This window comes from Thermococcus celer Vu 13 = JCM 8558, from assembly GCF_002214365.1.
Taxonomy (GTDB): Archaea; Methanobacteriota_B; Thermococci; order Thermococcales; family Thermococcaceae; genus Thermococcus; species Thermococcus celer.
The window spans coordinates 1,165,859-1,186,916 of the sequence record NZ_CP014854.1; the positions used below are offsets into that span (position 1 = coordinate 1,165,859).

Consider the following 21,058-nt stretch of genomic DNA (forward strand, 5'->3'; position numbering starts at 1 on the left):
CATCTGGACTGAAAACGACGGGAGCAAATAAAAACTTTTTGGCTGAAATTTTGTGGACTGTCCAAAGAGAAGGAGAAGGGATGGAAAATAGATGCATCAGGAACTCTCGCCCCTCTGGATGTAGGGCATGAACTCCACCGTCCCCCTCTGCTTCATTGGCTGCTTGTAGAGCTCCATCAGGGCGTAGACCTCCTTCGGAACGTCCGTGCTCACGTGAAGGCCGAGCTCCCTTGCGTGTTCGTAGGTTATCGGGTAGTCGTGGGTCCACCTGCCCTCCGTCAGGATCTGCGCGAGTTCTTTAGCTTTCTCGTCACCGTACCGATCCTTCAAGATGCCGTATATGAAGTCCCGGACCTGCCTGATGGCCTTCTCGGCCACGTCCGCGAGGATGAGCGTCTGGTCGTCCACCTTGTCAACGCCCTTCCTCTCGACCGCCCTGACTATGCTCGGTCCCGGGTACTGGCCGAGCTGCGGGTCAACCGGGCCGAGAACGGCATGGGGATCCATCACGATTTTGTCCGCGGCCAGAGCTATCAGCGTTCCGCCGCTCATGGCGTAGTGTGGTACTATGACGCGGGTCTCCGCCGGATGGTCGTGGAGGGCCTTGGCGATCTGCGTGGCGGCCAGAACGAGCCCGCCGGGGGTGTGGATTACGAGGTCTATCGGCTTGTCCTTCGGTGCCGAGCGGATGGCCCTCAGAACCTCCTCGCTGTCCTCGACGCTTATGAACTTGTAGAATGGTATGCCAAAGAGCCCGATGCTCTCCTGTCTGTGAATCAGGGTTATAACCGTTGATTTGCGTTTCTCCGAGAGTCGCTTCAGCAACCTTATCCTCGCTATCTGGAGGTTCCTGTACTGCATCTGGGGCCACAGCAGGAGGTAGATCAAAAACAGCCACCACAGTAGTGAGCCAAAGAACCCGGAAACTGCATCGCCCATGTCACCACCCAATAAAAAAGGGAGCGAGGGTATTTATACCCTTTGGCTCACCCTTTCACCACCTGCGTTCCCGTCTTCCCCTCGAGGGCCTCGACCGCCCTATCGAGGGAGGCTATTATGGCCCTCTCACCGCCCCACTCAACGAACCTTATGGCGGCGAGAACCTTCGGTCCCATGCTCCCCTTCCTGAAGTGGCCCTCCTCGTAGTACCTTCTTAGCTCTTCAACGGTGACCTTTCCGAGCCACCTCTCGTCCGGCTTCCCGAAGTTAATCGCCGCGCCGTTGACGTCCGTCAGTATCATGAAGACATCCGCGTTAACCTCCTCCGCCAGCTTCTCTCCGGCCAAGTCCTTGTCTATGACCGCCTCCACTCCCTTAAGCTGACCGTTCTCCTCAACGACGGGAACGCCGCCACCGCCGCTGGCTATGACTATGAAGCCCTTCTCCACGAGGTCAACTATGACAGGCGCCTCGACGTGGCCCTTAGGATCGGGACTCGGGACGACCCTCCTCCAGCCCCTCCCGGCGTCCTCTACAACCGTCCAGCCCTTCTCCCTCGCGAGTTTTTTGGCAGTTTCCTCATCGTAGAATGGCCCAACCGGTTTGCTCGGGTTCTGGAAGGCCGGGTCGTTCCTATCAACGATGGTCTGGGTAACAACCGTCGCGACGGGCTTCTCCACGCCCCTCTTCCTCAGTTCGTTGATGAGCGCCTGCCCTATCATGTAGCCTATCTGGCCCTGGGTCATCGCCCCGGCGACGTCCATAGGCTGGGCCGGTATCCCGTGAACCTGCTGACCCGCGTCCATGTGGAGGAGAAGGGCACCGACCTGCGGGCCGTTCCCGTGGGTTATCACGACCTCGTAGTCGTTGTCGAGGATTATATCGGCTATCTGCTTCGCCGTCTTCGTGACGTTGGCCATCTGTTCCTCGTACGTTCCCCTCTGCCCCCTCTGGAGGATGGCGTTACCGCCGAGGGCTATGACGACCCTCTTCATGAGCATCACCTCCGTGATGTACGGATACGTCTCTGAGAATAAAAACGTTCGTTAGGGTACGGAACCCTTCACTGGAAAAAGGTTCGGAAAAGGAGAGAATAAGTTGACAAAGATAAAGGACAGCCGTCGACCTCAGAGGTACCAGTCCGAGAAGTTGCCGAGGCCGAGCCTCTCGAGGGTTCTCATGACGCCGAGGGCTATTCCCTCAACCTCTATCCCGCCGGGCGGTTTGTAGGCGTCGCCGACGATGTAAACGTCCTCAATCGGGAAGTCCTCGACGACCTGCCCGCTCGCCACGCGGTTCACGGGGTTCCCGTCGAGGTACGTCTGGACGAGCAGTATCTCCCCTTCCCCGTCAAGGTTCGGGAAGATGCGGTGGATGTCCTCGATGCCCTTCCTGCGCTCCGCCCCAACGTTCCCGCTCCTCAGGGCGTGGTGGAGCATTATGAGAGTGTAGCCTTCCTTAGCGAGCTCAGGAGAGAGGCTCGACGGCTCGTTGTAACCGTTTACGCGCTCCGTGTCGAGGGTGAAGACCACGGTGTTCCCTATCCTCTTCTCCCCCTTGAGCGCGACGTTGTACTTTATCCCCTCGCTCGGCCTCAGCGAATCGACGTGTTTAAGGTAGGCCCTCTCGAAGTTATCCCTTCCGATTAGCCCGACCGTTTCCCTTATCCCGACGTTCGAGACGAGGACGTCGTAGGGGAACTCATCGCCGTCCGAGGTTACGACCTTCTTCGACTCAACGTCGACCTCGACGGCCCTCTTTCCCGTGAGGATTTCCCCCCCGTGGACTTCCGTTATCCTCGCAAGCTCACCGGTTATCGCCCTGCATCCTCCTTTGATTAAACCCGGTCCTCCCCACCTCAGAGCGGCCTTTATCTCCCGCGCCAGCTCACCGGCGGGAACGTCGAGGACGCTGTCGGCCCACCCGAGGAAGCTCTCTATGAAGAGGTCGACGAACTCGTTGTCGCCTATCCTCTCCCTGATCCACTCCCTCCCGCTCATCTCCGCCTCTTCTCCGGCGGGAAGCCTGTTCCTCTTCACATCGGCGAGGAGCTTCAACGCCTTTGCCTTCTCCTTTAGGCTCAGGTACCTCCAGCCGTCCCTGTAGTGGAAGGTCTTCCCTTCGTAGAGGATCATCCCCTTCGGGTTCGAGTTGACGATTCGAACGTTGGCATTGAGGAGCCTGAGGAGATACGCCAAGGGCCCGTCCTCACCGTGGGGGAGCATGTGGAACGCCCCGGTGGAGAGGCCGAAGCCTTTGTAGTCCAAATTCGTAAAACGGCCGCCGATGTAGGGGGCCTTCTCGAGGACGGTGACCTCGTAACCGCTCCTCGCGAGAAACGCGGACGTCAAAAGGCCGCCGATTCCGGAGCCTATCACGACTGCCCTCATCCTTCTCACCCGAAGAACTGGGGAAGGGCTTGGATATAAAGGTTATCTCGCGGGAAGAAGAAAAGGAAGATCAGAGCCTCCACTCGACGCCCAGCTCCTCGCTGTAGGCGTCGAGCACCTTCTCGAGGTACTCCTTGGCCGTGCCGACCTTGTCGAGCCTGAACTTCTCCGCCCAGCGCTCGTTCCCGAACTCCTCGCTCCCCGCGGCAACGAGGTCGATGACCCTCATGGAGTCCCAGAAGACGGGCCCGTAACCGGCCTTCTTCGCGTACTCGATGAGCCTCTTTATCTGCCTCCTCGCGTGCTCCTCCATGTCGACGTTCTCACCGTAGGCTTCCATGAAGAGCGCCCTGAGGACGGGCTTCATCCAGCCCCTGTGGAACCTGCACCAGCCGACGTTGTCGTACCAGAACTCCCAGAGGGCGCTCGCGATTATCTTCCGGGCGAGCTCCTCGGGCTCGAGGAAGACGCCGAACTGGTAGAAAGTCCAGTAGCGGCCCTGTATCGGAAGCGGGATGTAGTTCCCTATCGCCCAGTACATCGTCGGCGTCATCTCCCCGTCCTCGCCGAGAGGGGTGAAAACGGCGTGGTCCTTGAAGCTCTCCCCGTAGTCGAGCCTGTCCTTGAACCTCTCGTCGAAGATAACGCTCGCCTTCCTCTTCCCGAGGCCGATTATCCTCGCCACCTCGTTCTCCGCGAAGGCCACCCTGTGGGCCAGCTCCGCCACGAGCTTCGCGTTGACCTCGCTCGCCTCAACGGGTTTCTCAAGCAACGCCTCCTTCGTGAACTCCGGCCTTCCGCTCAGGCCGACCTCCTCGGGCTTCAGAAGGCCGCGGTGAACCAGCTCAAGAACCCAGGCCGCGGTTCCGCCGAACTCTATAGCGTCGAAGCCCATGGAGTCGACCGCGTGAACGCTTATCTCGCTGGCGCGCAGGCTTATGCTTCCGCTGAGGGGCCCGTTGGCCTCGTAGGGCTCGTACTCGACGTGGTGTCCGTTGCGGTACTTCTTGCAGACGACGGGACAGGGTTCGCCGCACGTTGTCCAGTGCTTTGGCTTTATGGCCTCCTCGTTGAAGGGCTCCCAGTAGTGCTTCATTATGTTCTCGTGGATCTTGATCCTCTCCTCCTTCGGGATGTAGGGCATGCTCCAGTTGAGGATGGGTGTAAAATCGCCCTCAGCCGGGTAGTTGCCGCCGAAGGTTCCACCGGTGTTGAGCTTGGGGTTGAAGCGGTACTTCGTCGTCTTCTCGCTCACGACCTCGTTGTAGGGCTTCTTGTGGACGCCCTCGACGATGGCCTTCGCCGTTCTGAAGTTGGCCACGTCCTCGCCCGGGAACTCCCTCTTCCTCGGCCTTCCGCCGAAGATTATCCCGACGACGTTGTGCGCCCTCAGGAGAACCGAGCCCGAGCCACCGCGGGCGGCCCAGTCCTCGCTCCCGACGAGCCTCTTACCTTTCCTGAGGGCCTGGGAGAATATCGCCCCGTAGTTGGTGTTCAAAGAAGCAGGCCCGACCACCGCTATCCTGTACTCAAAGTCGAACCTCCCGCCGAAGGTGTCGATGAGGTACTGGGTCAGGGCGTAGACGCCTTCCTCGCCCCTGTAACCCCTCCATATCTCGACGACCTTCTCGAGGTCTATCGCGTGGAGCTCGACCTTTACGTTCTCACCGTCGTTGTAAAGGAGGACGACGACCGGCTTCTCGGCCTTGCCCTCGAAGGTGACGAAGTCCACCCCGACGTTCCTGAAGGCGTAGGCCGCCCCGCCCATCGCCGACGGGAAGAGCGTGCCGTAGAGGGGCGAACGGAAGAAGAACATAAGCCTGTGGGCCCCGGGAAGGGCGGAACCCGAGAACGGCCCCATACCCATCACAACGACGTTCCTCCCGTCGTAGGGCTCGATGCTGTGAGTTCCAAGGCTCTCGTGGAGTTCTATTCCGTAGTCGATTATCCCGTACACTCCCTCTTTCTCCAGCTCCTCGCTCTCTACTTTTCCCTCGTTCAGGTTGATTTTGAGGACCGTGAACCGCATGTTGTTCACCCCGTATCACTCTGAGTGTTATCTATCTGCCCAAGGCGTATTTAAGATTTTGGGAACCGAAAGTCCGGTGCTAAAAGGGAACGAAGGCAAAGGGGTGGAAGGGCTCACGCCTCCCTCGTGGCCACGATGTTGGCCCCCGTTCCGAGGACGTTCTCCACTATGACCTGACCGACGTGCACCGGGGCCTCGACCTCGACGTCCGCGAGGAGACGCATTATCCTCGGCACGAGCTCCTTGGGGACGGGTTTATCGCTCTTCACTGCCACGGTCGGGAACTTCCCACCCTTTACCGGGACGACGCTCATGACGGTGCGCTTTGGCTCCGTAACCTCCTGTACCGCGTACCCCTTGCCCCTGGGGCACGTGTAGCCCCTGACCGAGGTTATCCTGTCGCCCTCCATCTCCACCTCTATCTCGCAGCCGAGGGGGCAGACGATGCAGGTCAGCTTGAACCTCTTTACCTCACTCATCCCCAACGACCTCCATCGTGATCCTTCCCCCTGCGCGGGCTATCTCCTCCTTCCGCAGCTTCACCCGTACCATCTCCGAGGGCTTCACGAAGGGTAGCCTTACCTCCTTCCCTATCTCCGGGAAGCGGAGTACGACGTTCTCCTCGGGTTTTTTAACCCTCGCGTAGACGATGGTGTCCCTGGTGTCCGACAGGTAGTGCGGAACCGCCAGGCGGACGTTCCTGCCCTTCACGAGCTTCCTCCACCTGAGGGAGGGCAGGCCGCCGTTTTTGACGAACTCGTAGGCCCCTCTCGCCGCCTCCTCGCCCTGCTCGACGACGTAATCGACGAGGTCGTTGATGACGAGGGCGTTTCCCGCGACGAAGATTCCCGGGACGCTCGTTTCGAGGTAACTGTTGACGACGGGCCCCCCTGTGGCGGGGTCTATCTCCACGCCGGCCTTCTCTATGACCTTCAGGTAGGGCACGAGGCCCGCGGCCAGGATCACCGTGTCGCACTCTATGACTTCCTCCGTTCCGGGGACGGGTTTGAGGTTCTCATCGACCCTGGTGACTATCACCCTCTCGACCCTCTTATTCCCCTCGACCCGCGTCACGGCGTGGCTCAGGTAGAGGGGTATCCCAAAGTCCTCGAGGCACTGGACGACGTTCCTGGTCAGGCCACCGGGGTAGGGCATGAGCTCCACAACCGCCTTGACGTGGGCGCCCTCGAGGGTGAACCTCCTCGCCATTATGAGGCCGACGTCGCCCGAGCCCACTATGACGATTTCCTTTCCGGGCATCACGCCGTAGACGTCCATCATGGTCTGGGCTTCCCCGGCGGTGTATATACCCGCGACCCTGTGGCCGGTTATACCTATCTCGAAGGCGTGCCTCTCCCTCGCGCCGGCCGCGTAGATGACGGTCTTAGCCCTGACCTCGAAGAGCCCCTCCTCCGTCACCACCGTGAGTACCTTGTGCCAGTAAGAGCGGGACACCACGTTAAGGACGTGGGCGTTGGTGTAGTGCTCTATCCCCATCCCCCTGAACTTCTCGATGAAGCGGTGGATGAACTCCGTCCCGGTGAGGTCCTCCCCGAAGTAGTGGAGCCCGAAGCCGGGGTGAACGCACTGGACGGGTATTCCACCGAGGTATTCCCTTCTCTCGAGGAGCAGAACGTCCATCCCGAGTTCCTTCGCCTTAATCGCCGCGGCGAGGCCCGCCGGGCCGCCACCTATGACGACGACGTCGTACTCACTCCTCATCCTTCTCCCCCCTGAGGAGAACCTTCACATCGCCTATGCCGTATTCACTCCCCTCTCCCTTCTGGGTGACCTTCCAGAGCGGGATTCCCGCTTCCCTCGCTATTATGCTGGCTATCCTGACCCTGCAGAACGCCCCCTGGCAGGTTCCACCCATGACGCCGGTCCTGAGCTTAACACCGTCGAGGCTGATGGTCTTAACGCCCATCCGCTTCATGCGGTTTATGGCGTTCACTATGTCGCCCTCGGTTATCGTGCGGCAGGTGCAGATCACCCTTCCGTAGGCTGGGTCTCTCTTTATCAGCTCGGCCTGCTTCTCCCTCGGCAGGGCCTTGAACCAGAAACCCCTTCCGTAGGGGTTCCAGCTCGACTTCTGTGTTAGCTTTACGTCCAGCTTCCCCTGAATCAGCTCCTCGACGACGTAGTGCGCTATGGCCGGGGCCGCGGTGAGTCCCGGGGAGCGTATTCCTGCGACGTTTATGAAGCCCAAAGGATCGTCGTAGGCCTCTATTATCCACCTTCCGTCCGGTGGCTCCGGTCTGAGGCCCGCGAAGGTCCTTATAACCTTCTTCCTCGGCGGAAGGCCCTTCACCAGCTTCTTCGCCATCTCCCAGACGAACTCCAGCCCCTCCCGGGTCGTCGAGGTGTCGTCCTTCGCGTCCTCCGGCAGATCCTCGGCGGTGGGCCCTATCATGACCCCGTCGTTCATCTCCGTGATGACGTAAACCCCCTTCGTAGTGGGCGTGGGCGTCTGGTGGACTATCCTCCTGACCTTCGGCCCCGCATCGTCGTCGAAGATGTAGTACTGCCCCCTCCTCGGGCGTATCGTGAACGTGTCTATTCCAGCCATGGCCGAGATTTTGTCGGCGTAGAGGCCGGCCGCGTTTATGACCACATCGGCCTCAAAGAAGCCCCGGTTCGTCTCAACTCCCTTCACCTCGCCCCTCTCGACCCTTATCCCGCGCACCTCGGTCTCGGGGTGGAACCTAACCCCGTTGTCGACCGCGTTCTCCGTGAGGGCCACCGCCGCAACCGGAGAGGACATCATCCCGGCGGTGGGGGCCCAGAGCGCACCCGCGGCGTTCGGGTTGACGTTGGGCTCGAGTTTCAGGAGCTCGTCCCTATCGACGAGCCTGACGCCGGGAACCCCGTTCCTCCGGGCCAGCTCGAGGTAGTGCTCCGCGACCTTCATGTCCTCCTCCTCAAGCGCCACCATGAGCTCGCCCGGCCACTTGGCGGGTATCCTCAGTTCCTGTGTCCACTGGTACCAAAGTCGGTTTCCCCGGACGCAGAGCTTCGCCCTCAGCGGGTACCTATCGGGGTCGTCCTCGTGGCCGGGATGGATTATTCCCGTGTTGGCCTTACTGACCCCCATTCCCGCATCGACGGCCTTCTCGATGAGATGGACCTCGAGGTTCTCGTACCTGCTGAGAACCCGCGCTATCGACGCCCCAACGACGCCGGCACCTATAATGACGACTCTCGTCTTCATGGTCTTCCCCCCAACTGACTTGGAGAATGGTATTTTCCAGTTTTAAAGCTTTCTTAAACCTTAGGTTGGACCAAAAAGGAAGGAGAGAACAGTTCTGACCATCAAAAGATAGGACAGGGTTGGATGGCATTCTGATGCACTTATGTGTCCATGGACCGGTCGTGGAACTTAAACCCCCACGACCTTTGCCCACCCGAGCGCCCTCTTCACAGCCTCCTTCCAGCCACGGTAGAGTCTTTCCCTCGTCTCCCCGTCCATCGCCGGCTCGAACACCCTCTCGGCCCGCCAGAGCCTCCTTATCTCGTCGAGGCTCTCCCAGTAATCGACGGCCAGGCCGGCCAGATAGGCCGCCCCCAGCGCCGTCGTTTCCTTCACCACAGGCCTCACAACGCGCCTGTTGAGGATGTCCGCCTGGAACTGCATAAGGAAGTCGTTCGCCGTCGCTCCCCCGTCGACCCTCAACTCCTTTATGCCGACGAGCTTCTCCATCTCCCCGATAACGTCCCTCGTGAGGTAGGCTATCGCCTCCAGCGTCGCCCTCGCGAGGTGCTCCCTTCCGGTTCCGCGCGTTATGCCGATTATCAGGCCCCTGGCGAACTGGTCCCAGTACGGTGCCCCGAGGCCGACGAAGGCCGGGACGAAGTAAACCCCCTCGTTGCTCTCCAGCTTTCTGGCGAGCCCCTCTGTCTCGGCGGCGTGCTCGATTATCCTTATCCCGTCGCGGAGCCACTGCACAGCCGCCCCTGTAACGAATACGCTCCCCTCGAGGGCGTAGGAGACCCTTCCGTTGAGCCCCCAGGCTATGGTCGTCAGCAGGTTGTCGGAGTAGCGGACCATCTTCCCCGTGTTGGCCAGGATGAAGCTCCCGGTTCCGTATGTGGCCTTCACCATGCCCGTCTCAAACGCCGCCTGTCCGAAGAGCGCCGCCTGCTGGTCGCCCGCGTCCCCACTGACCGGGATCTCCCTTCCAAGGAGCTCCTTCCCAGTGTAGCCGTAGACCTCGCTCGACTCCCTGACCTCCGGCAGGACCTCTGCTGGAATATCGAAGAGCTCGAGCAGTTCGTCGTCCCAGTCGAGCCGCTTGATGTTGAAGAGCATAGTTCTGGATGCGTTGGAGTAGTCCGTCACGTGCTCCCCCGTCAGGCGGTAGATCAGGAAGGTATCCACCGTCCCGAAGAGGACCTCGCCCCTCTCCGCCCTCTCCCTGAGGCCGGGGACGTTGTCGAGGAGCCACTTCAGCTTTGAGGCCGAGAAGTAGGCGTCGGGAACCAGGCCCGTCTTCTCCTTGATGACGTTACCGTACTCGCGCTTTATCTCCTCCACCATCTCGGCCGTTCTCCTGCACTGCCAGACTATGGCGTTGTAGAGCGGCCTTCCGTTTCTGTCCCACACCAGGGTCGTCTCTCTCTGGTTGGTTACCCCTATCGCCGCTATCCTGCCCGCGTCGACCTTCGCCCTCTCGAGGGCCGTTTTTATCGTCCTGAACTGCGCGTCCCATATCTCCTCCGGGTTGTGCTCGACCCAGCCCGGCTTCGGGTAGTGCTGGGGGAACTCGTACTGCCCGATTCCCCTGACGTTGCCTTCTCTGTCGAAGATTATCGCCCTCGCCGAGGTGGTCCCTTCGTCGAGGGAAAGGATGAACTTCTCATCTCCCATCTTGATCACCCCTGATTACGTGATTGCGTCTCCTTAACAAAAATAGTGCCCGGAAGTTATAAGATTTTGCGGGTAGAACGAGTATCCAACGAGAGAAAGAAAAAGGGGAATCACTCGACGGGCTCGAACCTGCCCTCGAGCCTCTCGAGAACGCCCGGAAGGGTGGTGTACTCCATGTCCTCCATCGGGAGCCTGTGGGGCTCGAAGGGGCCGTGCCTGCGCATGTAATCGGCTATCTCGATGGCCTTCCGCCTGGCCTCGTCGAAGGCTGGGTCGTCGAAGAGATCAACGGGGCCGACGAGCCTCCCTTCGGGGCTTATCTGCCAGCCCAGGGCAACCACCCTCGGTGGGCCGTCGAAGCGGGTCGGGTTGGCCATGCGCATGGGAACGGGCATCACCGGGCCGTTGTGCGAACCCCTCATCCAGCCGCTGACGAGGTGCGGGAAGGCGAAGGGCTCGAGAACCTCTCCAAGGGCAGGAAGCCCGCTCTGGGCCCTAACTATGGCGACGGGGTCGTCCTTCCCGACGTACTCGCCGGCTATCTGGTAGAGCTTCTCGGTGCTTATGACCGCGACGGGCTCGTCCTTCGGTATCTTGTGCCCCTCCTTCGGGAAGACCCTCTTGATGACGTAGCGGCTCTTGGCGCCGATGAGGGCCAGGAGATCGTAGAGCTCCTCCGGCGTGTTCAGAATGACCCTCTTGTGCTCCTTTATGTCCCAGACCTCAAAGCGGAAGCCCATGTGCATGTTGGGGTCTATCACGAGGCCGGCGGTGTTGAAGGGGTCCGCGAACATCCTGAATACCGGTAGATTGAACGCCCCCGGCTCGGTCTTGTCCATGTGGAAGGTAACCACGGGCTCGCTCTTCCTCAAGGTAATCTCCATCTCGGCTATTCCCGGCCCCATCCCCCTTATGTTGCCGCTGAAGGCGTCCTTGAGCAGGTCCTGGCCGGCACCGTAGAGGCCGAGCCCCCTGGCGACCTTTGTAGCTTCCTCGAAGGCTTTCCACGCTAAACCGTGTATCTCGGGGCTGTCAACTCCTTTCCCGTGGGTCATTATGAGCTGAAGGTCATCGCCGCAGGTGGCGACGTAGAAGTCGATTATCGTGCCCTTTTCCTTCGCGCCTGCAAGAACCTCCTCCGCGGTCTCGACGAGCTGGGGATGAACCCGCGAGTGCCCGGGCCAGCCACCGATGTCCGCCTTTATAACGCTGATCGTTATCTTCTCTCCGGTAGCCATGGCAACCACCTCGATAACCCTTAAGCAATTTTATGCTTATAAAACGTTAATATCACCGTTGATGATACCGGAGAAATGATAATATGCGTTAGGAAATCAAAAAGGGACAAATAAAGCGGGTTTACTCGCAAATGTCCGTCCACCCGAACTCCTCTCTGGCAACCCTGATGAGGTTCCTGAGCTCCTCTTTCTTAATGTTGACGCTCGAGCTCGCGCCGACGAGCGCTATGATGCCGTGGACCTCCTCCTGAACCTGGATCACGTCGTCGCTGACCTTAACCACCCGAAGCTCCCTTCTGGCGGTTTCCCCTTCTCCGATGTTGAACTTATCGTGTCCTATCCTCACGGGCTCCCCCATAGGATCACCCCATAACTTTTTGTAAGTCAAAGTTAATAATGCTTCCGCCATCCGCCAGGATGTTCGAACGATAGTGAGAAGGGCGCTTGCGAAGCAAGCGCTGAAGGCTGGCGAAAAAAATCGTGATTCCTTTTAACTGCCCTCCCGTGAGTGTTTGCACCCTCAAACGGCCATTGAACTCCGAATTCAAGATTAAAATGACCAAATTCAAGGGGTTTAGGATTCTCCCGCGCTCCGAAGGAGCGCTATCCAAAAGCAAACCCGCCACCAATGGCACGTTAACGGCGAATTCAAGATTGAACAACCCTTTTAGAAGCAAACACGCCTCAAAATTGCCTAAAAAAAGAATCACAACCTTTCCGCCAGCGCTTTTCAAAAGGGCTGAATGGTGGGGCCGCCGAGATTCGAACTCGGGTCCCCGGCTCCCGAAGCCGGAAGGATAGGCCAAGCTACCCCACGGCCCCATGCCCGGCTTTAAGGCACTTCGCAGAACTTATAAAGTTTACGGAACAGTTCAGTGGGTGTGGAGGGATCCCTGTGAAGATCAGCGTTATAGTTCCCACCTACAACGAGCGCGAGAACCTCGAGGAGCTCTTCGAGAGGATAGACCGATCCTTGAAAGGTTACGATTACGAGATCATAGTCGTCGACGACGATTCCCCCGATGGAACCTGGGAGTTCGCCGCTCAACTCTCGGAGAGATACCCCGTTAAGGTCGTACGGAGAACGGATGAGAAAGGGCTATCTTCAGCCGTAATCCGGGGCTTTGAGGAGGCGAGCGGGGACGTCTTCGTCGTCATGGACGCCGATCTACAGCACCCGCCCGAGGTCATCCCGGAGCTCGTAAAGGCAATCGAGAACGGCGCGGACGTCGCGGTGGCGAGCAGGTACGTGCCCGGCGGGAAGGTCGAGAACTGGTACTGGTACCGGAAGCTCATCTCCAGAGGGGCCATTATGGTAGGCCGCCTCGCGCTCCCGAAGATAAGGAACGTCAAAGACCCGGTGAGCGGCTTCTTCGCCCTCAGAAGGGGGGTCGTTGAGGGGGTTAACCTAAACCCCGTGGGCTTCAAGATCCTGATGGAGATCCTGATTAAGGGGAACTACAGGAAGGTCACGGAGGTCCCCTTCACCTTCGGACTGAGGAAGGCGGGCGAGAGCAAGCTCGGGACGAAGACCATGCTGAACTACCTCAAGCACGTCTACAGGCTCATGCGCTGGGAGGGCGAGCTCGACAGAATAATCAAGTTCACCATCGTCGGCCTCTCCGGCGTTCTCGTCAACGAGGGCTTTCTGTGGCTGTTCGTCCACGTCTTCGGGTGGGACAAGATACTGGCCAACGTCCCGGCGACCGAGCTGGCGGTGCTGAACAACTTCACCTGGAACGACCTCTGGACGTTCAGGGACCTCAAAAGGAAGCCCTTCTGGAGCAGAATCGTCAGCTTCCATATTGCAGCCCTGACTGGGGCCATCGTTCAGTTGGCGATATACACCGGTCTCGTGCTCGTGGGGATGCATTACCTCGTGGCGAACCTCTTCGGAATAGGCTTATCCTTCATAGTGCGCTTCCTCTTCAACAGGAACGTGACGTGGGGGTAGTACGCGGAGAAAGGGACGGGAGGTGGAAAAGTGCAGGCATCCAGCGCACCGATAGCCTTTTCGTCCCGGCTCGCATGGACATTAATGGACACCTCAACCTTAAATACTATTGAAGCGTTCATGTAAAAGGAGGGAGCGGTATGTACGTGGGAGAACTCCTGAAGAACCTTGACAGGGTGTCAACCGGGGTTCCTGGTCTTGACGATCTCATCGGTGGAGGGCTCATAAAAGGAAGGGTCTACCTTCTAATCGGTCCCCCTGGGAGCGGGAAGACGACCTTTGGAATACAGTTCCTGATCGAGGGGGCCAAAAACGACGAGAAAGGGCTGTTTGTATCCCTCCTCGAGCATCCAAAAACGATAACCCAGAACATGCTGAGGTATAACTTCGGTCTCTTAAACTACCTCAAATCAAAGAGGATAGTCTTCTACGACCTTGGGGAGGGCGTCTTCAGGGCCGGAAGGAGGTTCACCTGGAGCGAGGCCCTTGACAACCTCCTCAGTATAGTGGAGGGGGAGGGCATCAAAAGGGTGGTCATAGACTCCTTCACCTCGCTGGAGCATTCGGTCCTCGATCCGGACTACAAGAGGATAGCCCTTGGCAGATTCGTGCGAAAGCTCCACGATATGGGGGTCACCTGCCTCATGACGGTGGAGATGATGAGCTCCGAGAGGTACACGGATGAGTACTACCTCGCTGACGGTGTGATAGTCCTCCACCACTTCATGAGGGACTACAGGATGATAAGAGCCCTGCAGGTTCTGAAGATGCACGGTGTCGCCCACGATACCAACCTCAAGAAGATCCGCTTCACGGACGAGGGGCTCAGGGTCTACCCGGAGGCACCTTTCTGAGGTGAAATCATGGAAGAGGTAAAGGAGCTCGTTCAGGAGGCGTACAGGTTCGGCTACTTCGTGGGCTATAGGGGCCACAGCGAGTGGGCCGAGTGGGTGCGCAGGCGCAGGGAGGAGCTCTATGCGAAGGCGGAGAAACTGGGTGTCTACGAGCTCGTGAAGGAAGCCTACAACCGGGGGAAAGAGGAAGGCGGAAGGAAACGGACGGAGGAGATAAACAGAGGACTTCAGAAGGGTCTCGAGAAAGGCGCCGAGGAGGAGGTTAAGGCAAAGGTAGACCAGAGACCGCAGCCGGCCACCACTGAAGGAGAGGAAGAAATAAGGGAGACGGAGGAGGTCGAGTTCGCGCGCTTCCTCGAGACGACCAGGCTCCTCTTACCGCCCGACCTCCTTGACACGCTGAAGCACCTGAAGCCCCCCAAGATGCTTCAATTCAGCCGCTGATTTCCTTCCATCCGAGCACCTTAAATATCCCGCCGGCTATCCTTTTTCGGGGATAACCATGAAACGCTTTTTGAAGGAGGCGGAGGTTTTTGATTCCTCGAACGTTCTCCACCACATAGCCGAGATAAGCCAGTTCCACAGGATACAGGGCTCGAAGGAGCTCCCGGAAGCGGTTCGCTTCATCGGTGAGGAGCTCAGGCTGTGGGGGGTCAACGCCCGCCTTTACGAGGAGTTCTACGACGGAAAGAGATGGTTCCTGACTCTCAAGTCTCCCATAGCCTGGGACTTAATTCATGGAAAGGTCGAGGTTCTGAACGAAACTCTGACGACATCTCGGAGCCCCCTTGTCGTGATGGCCCACTCCCCGGCCGGGAGTGCCGGGGGCGAGGTGGTTCACGTAACCAAAGAGACTGACTGGGAGAACGCGGCGGGAAAAATAGTTCTGGTCGGTAGGGACTGGGGCGAAGCCTACAGGAGGGCCAACGAAGCGGGCGCCACCGGTTTCATCGCCTACCGCGGGGGAACGGGAGACGCCATCCCCTACATCGGGCTGTTCCTGAGCAGGGACGACCTCGAGTGGGCGAAGATCCCTGCGGTCGCGGTCCCAGAAAACCTGGCGGCGAGGATAATCGAGAAACTGAACTCCGGGGAGAGGGTTACTGCCAACATCGAGGTCGAGGTTCAGATAAACGAGCGTCAGGTCCTGCCGATCCTCTACGCCGAGATAGGGAGAGAACCGTTCATCCTCTTCACCGCCCACGTATGCCACCCGAAGCCCGGTGCCAACGACAACGCCAGTGGGAGCGCGATGCTCATTGAGCTGGCAAGGGTTCTCCAGGGGGTTTACGACGACTCCTTCCGCTTTGGCTTCGCCTTCCTCTGGATCCCGGAGTACTACGGGACTCAGGCCTTCGTGGAAAAATACGCTCAACTTGAGAGGTACTACGCGGTCATAAACCTCGACATGGTGGCGGGGAGCGAGGACAGGGCAGGCTCGACAATCATGCTTGTTCGAACTCCCCTCTCAAGGTTCTCCATCGTCTCGGGCCTCCTTGAGTACTTCCTTGAACTGGCCAACGGCTCCGGGAACGACCTCGCTGGAAACCCCCTTCCGAGGTTGAAGTTCAGGGCCTACCCCTACGAGATGGGGAGCGACCACGACGTCTTCAACTTCTTCGGCGTTCCTGCGGTGATGCCGATAACCTGGCCCGACCGTTTCTACCACTCCAGCGAGGACACGGTCGAGAAGGTGAGCAAGACGAGCATCGAGGTCATCGGAAGGGCCGTTCTGGCCACCGCTCTGGCCCTCGCGAAGGCGGAGCAGGAGGAACTCGAGCGCTTCGCCCGCGGCTACGCCATGAAGTACCTCGGTGAGCTCTCTATGGAGAGGGGCTCGGAGAGGGCCGAGAGGCTCGTGATGATGGGTCTGGCGAGGGACTCGCGCTTCCTCGGCATCGAGCGCGGTTATCCCTTCGAGGGAAGGCCCTGGATAAGGTGGGTGAAAAAGGGCAGGGTATCGGGCGAGCTCGTGAGGAGCATCGACGAGGAGGCTTACAGGGAGTTCAAGGCCCTCACGCGCGATAGGAGAACGCTGGTTCATCTCCACGAACTCCTGATGCTCGGCGAGCTCTTACCAGAGGAAGAAGCGATGGAAGCCCTGAGGGAGGAGTTCGGGGAAGTTGAGGAAGAAAAGCTCAAAAAAATCCTGAGCCTGCTCGAGAAAACCGGGGTCGTGGAGAGGCTTTAGTTCCTGGACTTGTTCTTGAGCTCGTTTTCTATTTCGTTTATCCTCTTTATGAGGCTCGCTTTTATGTTCTCGAGCACCTCCGCCGGTGAGACGGCCGTGTAAACGTAGCCCAGCCAGCCCTGTTCTATGAGCTTCCTTTTGAGTATTCCCCGCCGGTACAGGCTGAGGACGTGCTCCCGGACCGAGCGCTCGCTTATTCCGAGTTCCCCCTGTATCTCCTTTATCCTCATGGGTTTCCCCCTCTCGAGCAGGAGGCGGTATATCCTCAGTTCGGTTTTCTTAACGCCGAGTGAACGCAGCAGCGCCTCAAGTCTCTCGTGGACGTCACCCATCCCTCTCACCTGATGTACTTTTATCTCACCTATGAAGTATAGCCTTCATACCTTAATAAACTTTCCCCGCAGCCGACCGATCAAAGCGGAACGCGCCCCAGATAAACGCCCTCAGGCAGAAAAGCCTCACCCTCCCCTGAATCCCTCAGGAAGGGGATCATCCTTATCCCCTGCCTCACATCGAACCCCTCGATGAACGGATTGACCGTTGGAAGGATGAGAAACTTCCCAACCCGGAAGAAGATCTTCGCCTTTCTGGAAACCCCCCCTCGCCTGAAAGTGTATGCCGGATGTATGTGCCCAAGGTAGGCCTCGGAGAACTCCAGGCCCGGAAGGTTTCTGTGCCCGTGGAGGAAGAGCCTCCCGTCGATCAGGGCGTGCTCAACTACCTCAACGTGGGGGAACCTCCCGGTGACCTCCTCTATCCTGCCGTCGTGGTTGCCCTTGGTGATCACCGTTGGTGTATCCCGGATGTCCGAGAAGAAGCCCATGAGGAGCCGCTTAACGGTGAAGCTCAGCCCTATCGGTTCTTTGACGTCCCCCAGAAGGACCAGCAGGTCGGGATCCTTATCCACTATAAATCCCGCGAGCTCCTCCTCGAAGTGAGTCCTTATCCTCAGTCCCCGGGAGAGCTCAAAGCCGATGTGGGGATCGGCCATCAAGAGTGTCCTCCCGCGGGAGGTCTCGATCTCAAGGGAAAGCGCCTCGAAGGCTTCAAAAGAGTCCATGGAACCACCGGACAAAAGGATAGGGGTAAGAAGGGAGCATCAAATGAGTCCGCGCTCCTTCCTGCGCTGCTTCTTCAGGCGCCTGATCCTCTTCTTGATCCACTTCCACCTCATCCTTCCCTTCTTCTTCCACTTCCTCGGCCTGCGCTTCATGATCATCACCCCTGACTTTCACTCCAGCCATAGTCCAGCGGTTCCTTTTTAAGCTTTTCCATGGAGAAAGGTTAATCGCCTTTGAACCGCCGAAAAGCTGTCTCCCCGTTCCAGTCACCCCCCAAAGGGCCCTCAAAGTGGAGTCTAACCTTCAAAATTTTCCGAGATTTAAAACCGTTTTTACGGCTATCGTTGGATTTTAAACGGCTACAAACTAAAATGCGTTGTTATATACATCGCAATATTACGAAAATAAGCGTTGGTTTACTGTTGGGCCAATTAACCATGCTTTAATCGGGCTACCCCCTTCCGCTATCCTTATCTATCCCCGAGACGAACCTGAAACGGTGATGGTATGAAGATAGCTTACGTCCAGATGGAGCCGGTTCTCCTCGAGCCCGAGCTGAACTACTCCAGAGCGGAGGAGCTGATCCGTGAGGCCGCGGACAAAGGGGCCGAGCTCGTGGTTCTGCCGGAGCTCTTCGACACCGGTTACAACTTCAGGAGCAAGGCTGAGATCGAGGAAGTCGCCGGTGAGATACCGGACGGTTCAACGACGCGGTTCCTGATGGAGCTCTCCAACGAGCTCGATGTTTTCATCGTCGCCGGAACCGCCGAGAAGGACGAAGGGGGGAGGCTCTACAACTCCGCCGTGGTAACAGGGCCCATCGGTAGCGGTTACATCGGGAAATACCGGAAGGTCCACCTCTTCAACCGCGAGAAGCTCTTCTTCGAGCCCGGCAACCTCGGCTTCCGGGTCTTCAACATCGGGATCGCGAAGGTCGGCGTGATGATATGCTTCGACTGGTTCTTCCCTGAATCAGCAAGAACGCTCGCCCTCAAGGGGGCAGACATCATCGCCCACCCCAGCAACCTCGTGATGCCCTACGCCCCGATGGCGATGCCGATAAGGGCCCTGGAGAACCGCGTTTACACGGTAACGGCCAACAGAATTGGAGAGGAGAGGGGACTGCGCTTCATAGGGAAGAGCACGATAGCCTCGCCAAAGGCCGAGGTTCTCGCCATGGGGAGCGAGGATGGTGAGGAGGTCGCGGTCGTCGACGTTGACCTCGGCCTCGCGAGGGACAAGCACATCAACGACCTCAACGATATCCTGAGGGACAGACGGCCGGAGTTCTACTCGCTGTGAGGGGCGCCGAAGTCCTCCGCCACGAGACGCGCAACGTCCCCCTTTGGCTTTTTGAAGATGAGAACGTCCCCAACGCCGGCGATGCCGTGGTCTTCCCTCTTTACGAGCCCGTACTCCCCGAAGAAAATCCGGCCGAGTGCGAGTTGTGTCGAGATGTCCCAGTAGTGGAAGTCAACCGTCCCCACCTTCCTGAAGCCCGGGAGGACGTAGTAGCCCCGCCTGAACGTTCCCCCGACGAAGTCGTAGCCCTCGTGCATGGAGGCGATGGTGCGGTCTCCTTTCCTTCCCTCCACGAGGAATCGCTTATAGCCGGCGCGGTACATTACCCAGTAAACCCTGTCCATGTCCTCTATCAGAAAAACGCCGTTCTCGCCCAGAACGCGGGCAACCCCGGCGAACAGCCTCACCGCGTCGAAGGGGTCGAAGTGGGGCATCGTGAGCCCCCAGAGGACGACAACGTCGTGCTCGTCAACGAGCTCCCCAACTTCCCTTGCGTCGCCCTGAACCAGTCTCAGTTCGGGCTTTAGCCGCGCCAGCTCGAGCCACTTCTCCGCCGAGTCCCGGTCGATCCTTCTGGCGTCGAGGAGCGTTAGGGACCTCGCTTCCGTTACCTTAGCGAGGGCGGCCCCGGCTATCCCGGTTCCGGCACATAGATCCAGAACCCTGCCCCCAGACGGCAGCACGTCCGAGATGCTCCCGAAGAATTCAGCTATCCTCTCGAACCTCTCCCTCGCCCTCTCGTCCTCAGGGTTCATCCGCCAGTCGATGTGTTCGTAGAGTTCCTCGAGGGACATGGAACCACCACGGTGAGGAATGCACGAAATTATTTAAAGCCATCGAAAGGTTTAAATATTTTGTCAACTTACATAAGTTGACAAGGTGAGGGGTATGGGGACCGAGCACGCGAGACCCGGGAACTTCTCGGGGATTCCCTTCGCCATGGTGGTGATGGCCTTTCTCCTGATCCTGATACCCCCAATGATCAGCGTCGAATGGGGATACGGGGAAAGCATCAGAGCTCTGCTGGGGGCCATATCCAATGCTCAGGCTGCCTGAGGGGATGGAGAGGGTCTGGCTGATGCGGGCTAAGGGAATGCGCGAGGTCGAGATAGCCGAAGCCCTGGGGATCTCGAGGCAGGCGGTCAACAAAGCTCTGCGGGACGCCAGGGCAAAGCTCTTCGAGACCTTCTTCAACATCGCCGAGGTCTTCGGCTTCGATGTGGTGAGGGTCAACGCCGAGAAGGGCTTCATGGTGGCCAAGGGGAGATGCGGGGAGAGGGGAGTAAGGGTCTACGCCTTCTACCTCCCGGGGAGGGGAGTGCGGGCCTTCTTTGGAGGGGATTTTCCGGACTACATCATCGAGCACGCCGCTGAGATTGGAATAATAGAAAAACCTGAGGAGAGGGAGCTGGTGGAGGCCCTCGAGGGTTAGGGTTGAGAAGGCCGGGCACCCACATCCTTGAGGAGGAGGTAGAGGCCGAGAATGACTATTCCGATGATCGCGTACGTCGCGTAGTTCATGATAGTTGCGGGGGCCATTCCCGCGTTGTAGACGAGCGATGAGATAAAGACCACCGTCAATCCAAAGCTCACAAGGGTCGTGAAGAGGCACCAGCTCCCTGGACTCGTGGGGTAGAATTTCGCCCTCGCGAAGAAGCCGGGGTCCTTCGCCGGGAACGTGAGGACGAACGGAATGAGCCAGACCAGAATGGGGACTTCCACGATACCCCAGAGTTTACCCCCGTAGCTGTCCGGCCCGCTCGTGGAGAAGTGGGTGGCAACCCTCCCGGGGATTTCCCCCCAGAGGATGACGACCAGCAGGAAGTAAAGGCCGAGGAAGGCGAGCTGGGTGATGAGGTAGGGCTTTACGCTCCCCTCAAGCTTTTCCCCGGTTGGTTTTTCCGGGGCTTCCGTCGAGATGTCCTCGAGCTCGTACTCCCCCTTTGCCATGGTGAGCCCTATGAACACCACCAGCAGCAGAAGCGAGGTCATGACCAGAACGAAGACGTTGAGGGAAACCCCGAGGAACGCGAGTCCGAGCAGGAACAACGAAACCAGGGCATTGGCTATCCCCGAAAAGGTGTTCACCTTCTTCCATACCCTTTCCGAGTGGTAGGTGTAGCCCACGCGAAAGCCTATCAGCGGGTTCCTCCTTTCCCTGAAGGCCAGAACGAGGAACGAAGAGAACAGGAGGAAAAGTGAAACCAGGATCTCGTATTCCTTCAGATCCATT

Annotated in this window: 21 protein-coding genes and 1 tRNA gene; 7 read left to right on the plus strand and 15 right to left on the minus strand. The window is 58.7% G+C overall.

The window, feature by feature from the left end; genetic code table 11:
* Window positions 1-96: 96 nt before the first annotated feature.
* The 11 genes from A3L02_RS06485 to A3L02_RS06540 form a co-directional block, all read right to left on the minus strand.
* On the minus strand, window positions 97-939 hold the full coding sequence (locus A3L02_RS06485) for an SDH family Clp fold serine proteinase (protein ID WP_088863159.1): 843 nt from the start codon (window positions 937-939) through the stop codon (window positions 97-99).
* Between the two features lie 47 nt (window positions 940-986).
* Entirely contained in the window at window positions 987-1,934 is a 948-nt protein-coding gene (gene arcC / locus A3L02_RS06490) for a carbamate kinase (RefSeq protein WP_088863160.1), read from the minus strand.
* A gap of 132 nt (window positions 1,935-2,066) precedes the next feature.
* Window positions 2,067-3,329: a phytoene desaturase family protein gene (locus tag A3L02_RS06495; RefSeq protein ID WP_088863161.1), complete on the minus strand. Its 1,263-nt coding sequence runs from the start codon at window positions 3,327-3,329 to the stop codon at window positions 2,067-2,069.
* A gap of 70 nt (window positions 3,330-3,399) precedes the next feature.
* Window positions 3,400-5,358: a glyceraldehyde-3-phosphate:ferredoxin oxidoreductase gene (gene gor / locus A3L02_RS06500; protein WP_088863162.1), complete on the minus strand. Its 1,959-nt coding sequence runs from the start codon at window positions 5,356-5,358 to the stop codon at window positions 3,400-3,402.
* Between the two features lie 113 nt (window positions 5,359-5,471).
* Window positions 5,472-5,837 (minus strand): DUF1667 domain-containing protein, encoded by a 366-nt coding sequence (locus A3L02_RS06505; protein WP_088863163.1) that lies wholly within the window; start codon window positions 5,835-5,837, stop codon window positions 5,472-5,474.
* Entirely contained in the window at window positions 5,830-7,080 is a 1,251-nt protein-coding gene (locus A3L02_RS06510; protein ID WP_088863164.1) for an NAD(P)/FAD-dependent oxidoreductase, read from the minus strand. The genes A3L02_RS06505 and A3L02_RS06510 overlap by 8 nt, the downstream gene beginning before the upstream one ends.
* Window positions 7,070-8,569: an NAD(P)/FAD-dependent oxidoreductase gene (locus tag A3L02_RS06515; protein ID WP_088863165.1), complete on the minus strand. Its 1,500-nt coding sequence runs from the start codon at window positions 8,567-8,569 to the stop codon at window positions 7,070-7,072. Before A3L02_RS06515 ends, A3L02_RS06510 begins: the two co-directional genes overlap by 11 nt.
* A gap of 168 nt (window positions 8,570-8,737) precedes the next feature.
* On the minus strand, window positions 8,738-10,225 hold the full coding sequence (glpK, locus tag A3L02_RS06520; protein WP_088863166.1) for a glycerol kinase GlpK: 1,488 nt from the start codon (window positions 10,223-10,225) through the stop codon (window positions 8,738-8,740).
* A 110-nt stretch (window positions 10,226-10,335) separates the two neighbouring features.
* A complete protein-coding gene (gene fbp, locus A3L02_RS06525; RefSeq protein WP_088863167.1) occupies window positions 10,336-11,463 on the minus strand; it encodes a fructose-1,6-bisphosphate aldolase/phosphatase in 1,128 nt (375 codons plus the stop codon).
* 121 nt (window positions 11,464-11,584) lie between these two features.
* Window positions 11,585-11,821: a hypothetical protein gene (locus A3L02_RS06530; protein ID WP_088863168.1), complete on the minus strand. Its 237-nt coding sequence runs from the start codon at window positions 11,819-11,821 to the stop codon at window positions 11,585-11,587.
* A 386-nt stretch (window positions 11,822-12,207) separates the two neighbouring features.
* Window positions 12,208-12,285 (minus strand) — tRNA-Pro (locus A3L02_RS06540).
* Between the two features lie 73 nt (window positions 12,286-12,358).
* On the opposite strand from A3L02_RS06540, the gene A3L02_RS06545 reads away from it, so the two are divergent.
* The 4 genes from A3L02_RS06545 to A3L02_RS06560 all read left to right on the plus strand — a co-directional run bounded on the left by A3L02_RS06545 (window position 12,359) and on the right by A3L02_RS06560 (window position 16,462).
* A complete protein-coding gene (locus tag A3L02_RS06545) occupies window positions 12,359-13,417 on the plus strand; it encodes a glycosyltransferase (protein ID WP_088863170.1) in 1,059 nt (352 codons plus the stop codon).
* Between the two features lie 140 nt (window positions 13,418-13,557).
* Window positions 13,558-14,271, plus strand: coding sequence for an RAD55 family ATPase (locus A3L02_RS06550; protein ID WP_088863171.1), 714 nt, complete (start codon window positions 13,558-13,560; stop codon window positions 14,269-14,271).
* 9 nt (window positions 14,272-14,280) lie between these two features.
* Entirely contained in the window at window positions 14,281-14,715 is a 435-nt protein-coding gene (locus A3L02_RS06555; RefSeq protein ID WP_088863172.1) for a hypothetical protein, read from the plus strand.
* A gap of 58 nt (window positions 14,716-14,773) precedes the next feature.
* Window positions 14,774-16,462 carry a DUF4910 domain-containing protein gene (locus tag A3L02_RS06560; RefSeq protein ID WP_088863173.1) on the plus strand — a complete coding sequence of 563 codons (1,689 nt, stop codon included), beginning with the start codon at window positions 14,774-14,776 and terminating at the stop codon, window positions 16,460-16,462.
* Here the strand turns inward: A3L02_RS06560 and A3L02_RS06565 are convergent.
* Together A3L02_RS06565 and A3L02_RS06570 are read right to left on the minus strand one after the other, a co-directional pair.
* Window positions 16,459-16,794, minus strand: a complete 336-nt coding sequence (locus A3L02_RS06565; protein ID WP_088863174.1) for a transcriptional regulator — start codon at window positions 16,792-16,794, stop codon at window positions 16,459-16,461. The two genes, A3L02_RS06560 and A3L02_RS06565, sit on opposite strands and share 4 nt — an antisense overlap.
* A gap of 80 nt (window positions 16,795-16,874) precedes the next feature.
* Window positions 16,875-17,522, minus strand: a complete 648-nt coding sequence (locus A3L02_RS06570) for a metallophosphoesterase (protein ID WP_088863175.1) — start codon at window positions 17,520-17,522, stop codon at window positions 16,875-16,877.
* Between the two features lie 508 nt (window positions 17,523-18,030).
* On the opposite strand from A3L02_RS06570, the gene A3L02_RS06575 reads away from it, so the two are divergent.
* Complete coding sequence (locus tag A3L02_RS06575) at window positions 18,031-18,825, plus strand: nitrilase (protein WP_088863176.1); 795 nt, start codon at window positions 18,031-18,033, stop codon at window positions 18,823-18,825.
* Here A3L02_RS06575 and A3L02_RS06580 read toward each other — a convergent pair.
* Window positions 18,813-19,619, minus strand: coding sequence for a class I SAM-dependent methyltransferase (locus tag A3L02_RS06580; protein WP_088863177.1), 807 nt, complete (start codon window positions 19,617-19,619; stop codon window positions 18,813-18,815). The two genes, A3L02_RS06575 and A3L02_RS06580, sit on opposite strands and share 13 nt — an antisense overlap.
* Window positions 19,620-19,704: 85 nt before the next feature.
* On the opposite strand from A3L02_RS06580, the gene A3L02_RS10225 reads away from it, so the two are divergent.
* Entirely contained in the window at window positions 19,705-19,881 is a 177-nt protein-coding gene (locus A3L02_RS10225) for a hypothetical protein (RefSeq protein ID WP_157895743.1), read from the plus strand.
* A 4-nt stretch (window positions 19,882-19,885) separates the two neighbouring features.
* Complete coding sequence (locus A3L02_RS06585; RefSeq protein ID WP_335755121.1) at window positions 19,886-20,257, plus strand: helix-turn-helix domain-containing protein; 372 nt, start codon at window positions 19,886-19,888, stop codon at window positions 20,255-20,257.
* Here A3L02_RS06585 and A3L02_RS06590 read toward each other — a convergent pair.
* Window positions 20,254-21,057 (minus strand): DUF1648 domain-containing protein, encoded by an 804-nt coding sequence (locus A3L02_RS06590; RefSeq protein ID WP_088863179.1) that lies wholly within the window; start codon window positions 21,055-21,057, stop codon window positions 20,254-20,256. The genes A3L02_RS06585 and A3L02_RS06590 overlap by 4 nt on opposite strands.
* Window position 21,058: the final 1 nt, after the last annotated feature.

Coding starts and splice junctions, on each gene's coding strand:
- A3L02_RS06550 (WP_088863171.1), top strand. CDS start 13,558: ATGTACGTGGGAGAACTCCTGAAGAACCTTGACAGGGTGTCAACCGGG.
- A3L02_RS06560 (WP_088863173.1), top strand. CDS start 14,774: ATGAAACGCTTTTTGAAGGAGGCGGAGGTTTTTGATTCCTCGAACGTT.
- fbp (WP_088863167.1), bottom strand. CDS start 11,463: ATGGCTACCGGAGAGAAGATAACGATCAGCGTTATAAAGGCGGACATC.
- A3L02_RS06510 (WP_088863164.1), bottom strand. CDS start 7,080: ATGAGGAGTGAGTACGACGTCGTCGTCATAGGTGGCGGCCCGGCGGGC.
- A3L02_RS06585 (WP_335755121.1), top strand. CDS start 19,886: ATGGAGAGGGTCTGGCTGATGCGGGCTAAGGGAATGCGCGAGGTCGAG.
- A3L02_RS06505 (WP_088863163.1), bottom strand. CDS start 5,837: ATGAGTGAGGTAAAGAGGTTCAAGCTGACCTGCATCGTCTGCCCCCTC.
- A3L02_RS06555 (WP_088863172.1), top strand. CDS start 14,281: ATGGAAGAGGTAAAGGAGCTCGTTCAGGAGGCGTACAGGTTCGGCTAC.
- A3L02_RS06575 (WP_088863176.1), top strand. CDS start 18,031: ATGAAGATAGCTTACGTCCAGATGGAGCCGGTTCTCCTCGAGCCCGAG.
- gor (WP_088863162.1), bottom strand. CDS start 5,358: ATGCGGTTCACGGTCCTCAAAATCAACCTGAACGAGGGAAAAGTAGAG.
- A3L02_RS06485 (WP_088863159.1), bottom strand. CDS start 939: ATGGGCGATGCAGTTTCCGGGTTCTTTGGCTCACTACTGTGGTGGCTG.
- A3L02_RS06590 (WP_088863179.1), bottom strand. CDS start 21,057: ATGGATCTGAAGGAATACGAGATCCTGGTTTCACTTTTCCTCCTGTTC.
- glpK (WP_088863166.1), bottom strand. CDS start 10,225: ATGGGAGATGAGAAGTTCATCCTTTCCCTCGACGAAGGGACCACCTCG.
- A3L02_RS06580 (WP_088863177.1), bottom strand. CDS start 19,619: ATGTCCCTCGAGGAACTCTACGAACACATCGACTGGCGGATGAACCCT.
- A3L02_RS06565 (WP_088863174.1), bottom strand. CDS start 16,794: ATGGGTGACGTCCACGAGAGACTTGAGGCGCTGCTGCGTTCACTCGGC.
- A3L02_RS06570 (WP_088863175.1), bottom strand. CDS start 17,522: ATGGACTCTTTTGAAGCCTTCGAGGCGCTTTCCCTTGAGATCGAGACC.
- A3L02_RS06495 (WP_088863161.1), bottom strand. CDS start 3,329: ATGAGGGCAGTCGTGATAGGCTCCGGAATCGGCGGCCTTTTGACGTCC.
- A3L02_RS06515 (WP_088863165.1), bottom strand. CDS start 8,569: ATGAAGACGAGAGTCGTCATTATAGGTGCCGGCGTCGTTGGGGCGTCG.
- A3L02_RS06530 (WP_088863168.1), bottom strand. CDS start 11,821: ATGGGGGAGCCCGTGAGGATAGGACACGATAAGTTCAACATCGGAGAA.
- arcC (WP_088863160.1), bottom strand. CDS start 1,934: ATGAAGAGGGTCGTCATAGCCCTCGGCGGTAACGCCATCCTCCAGAGG.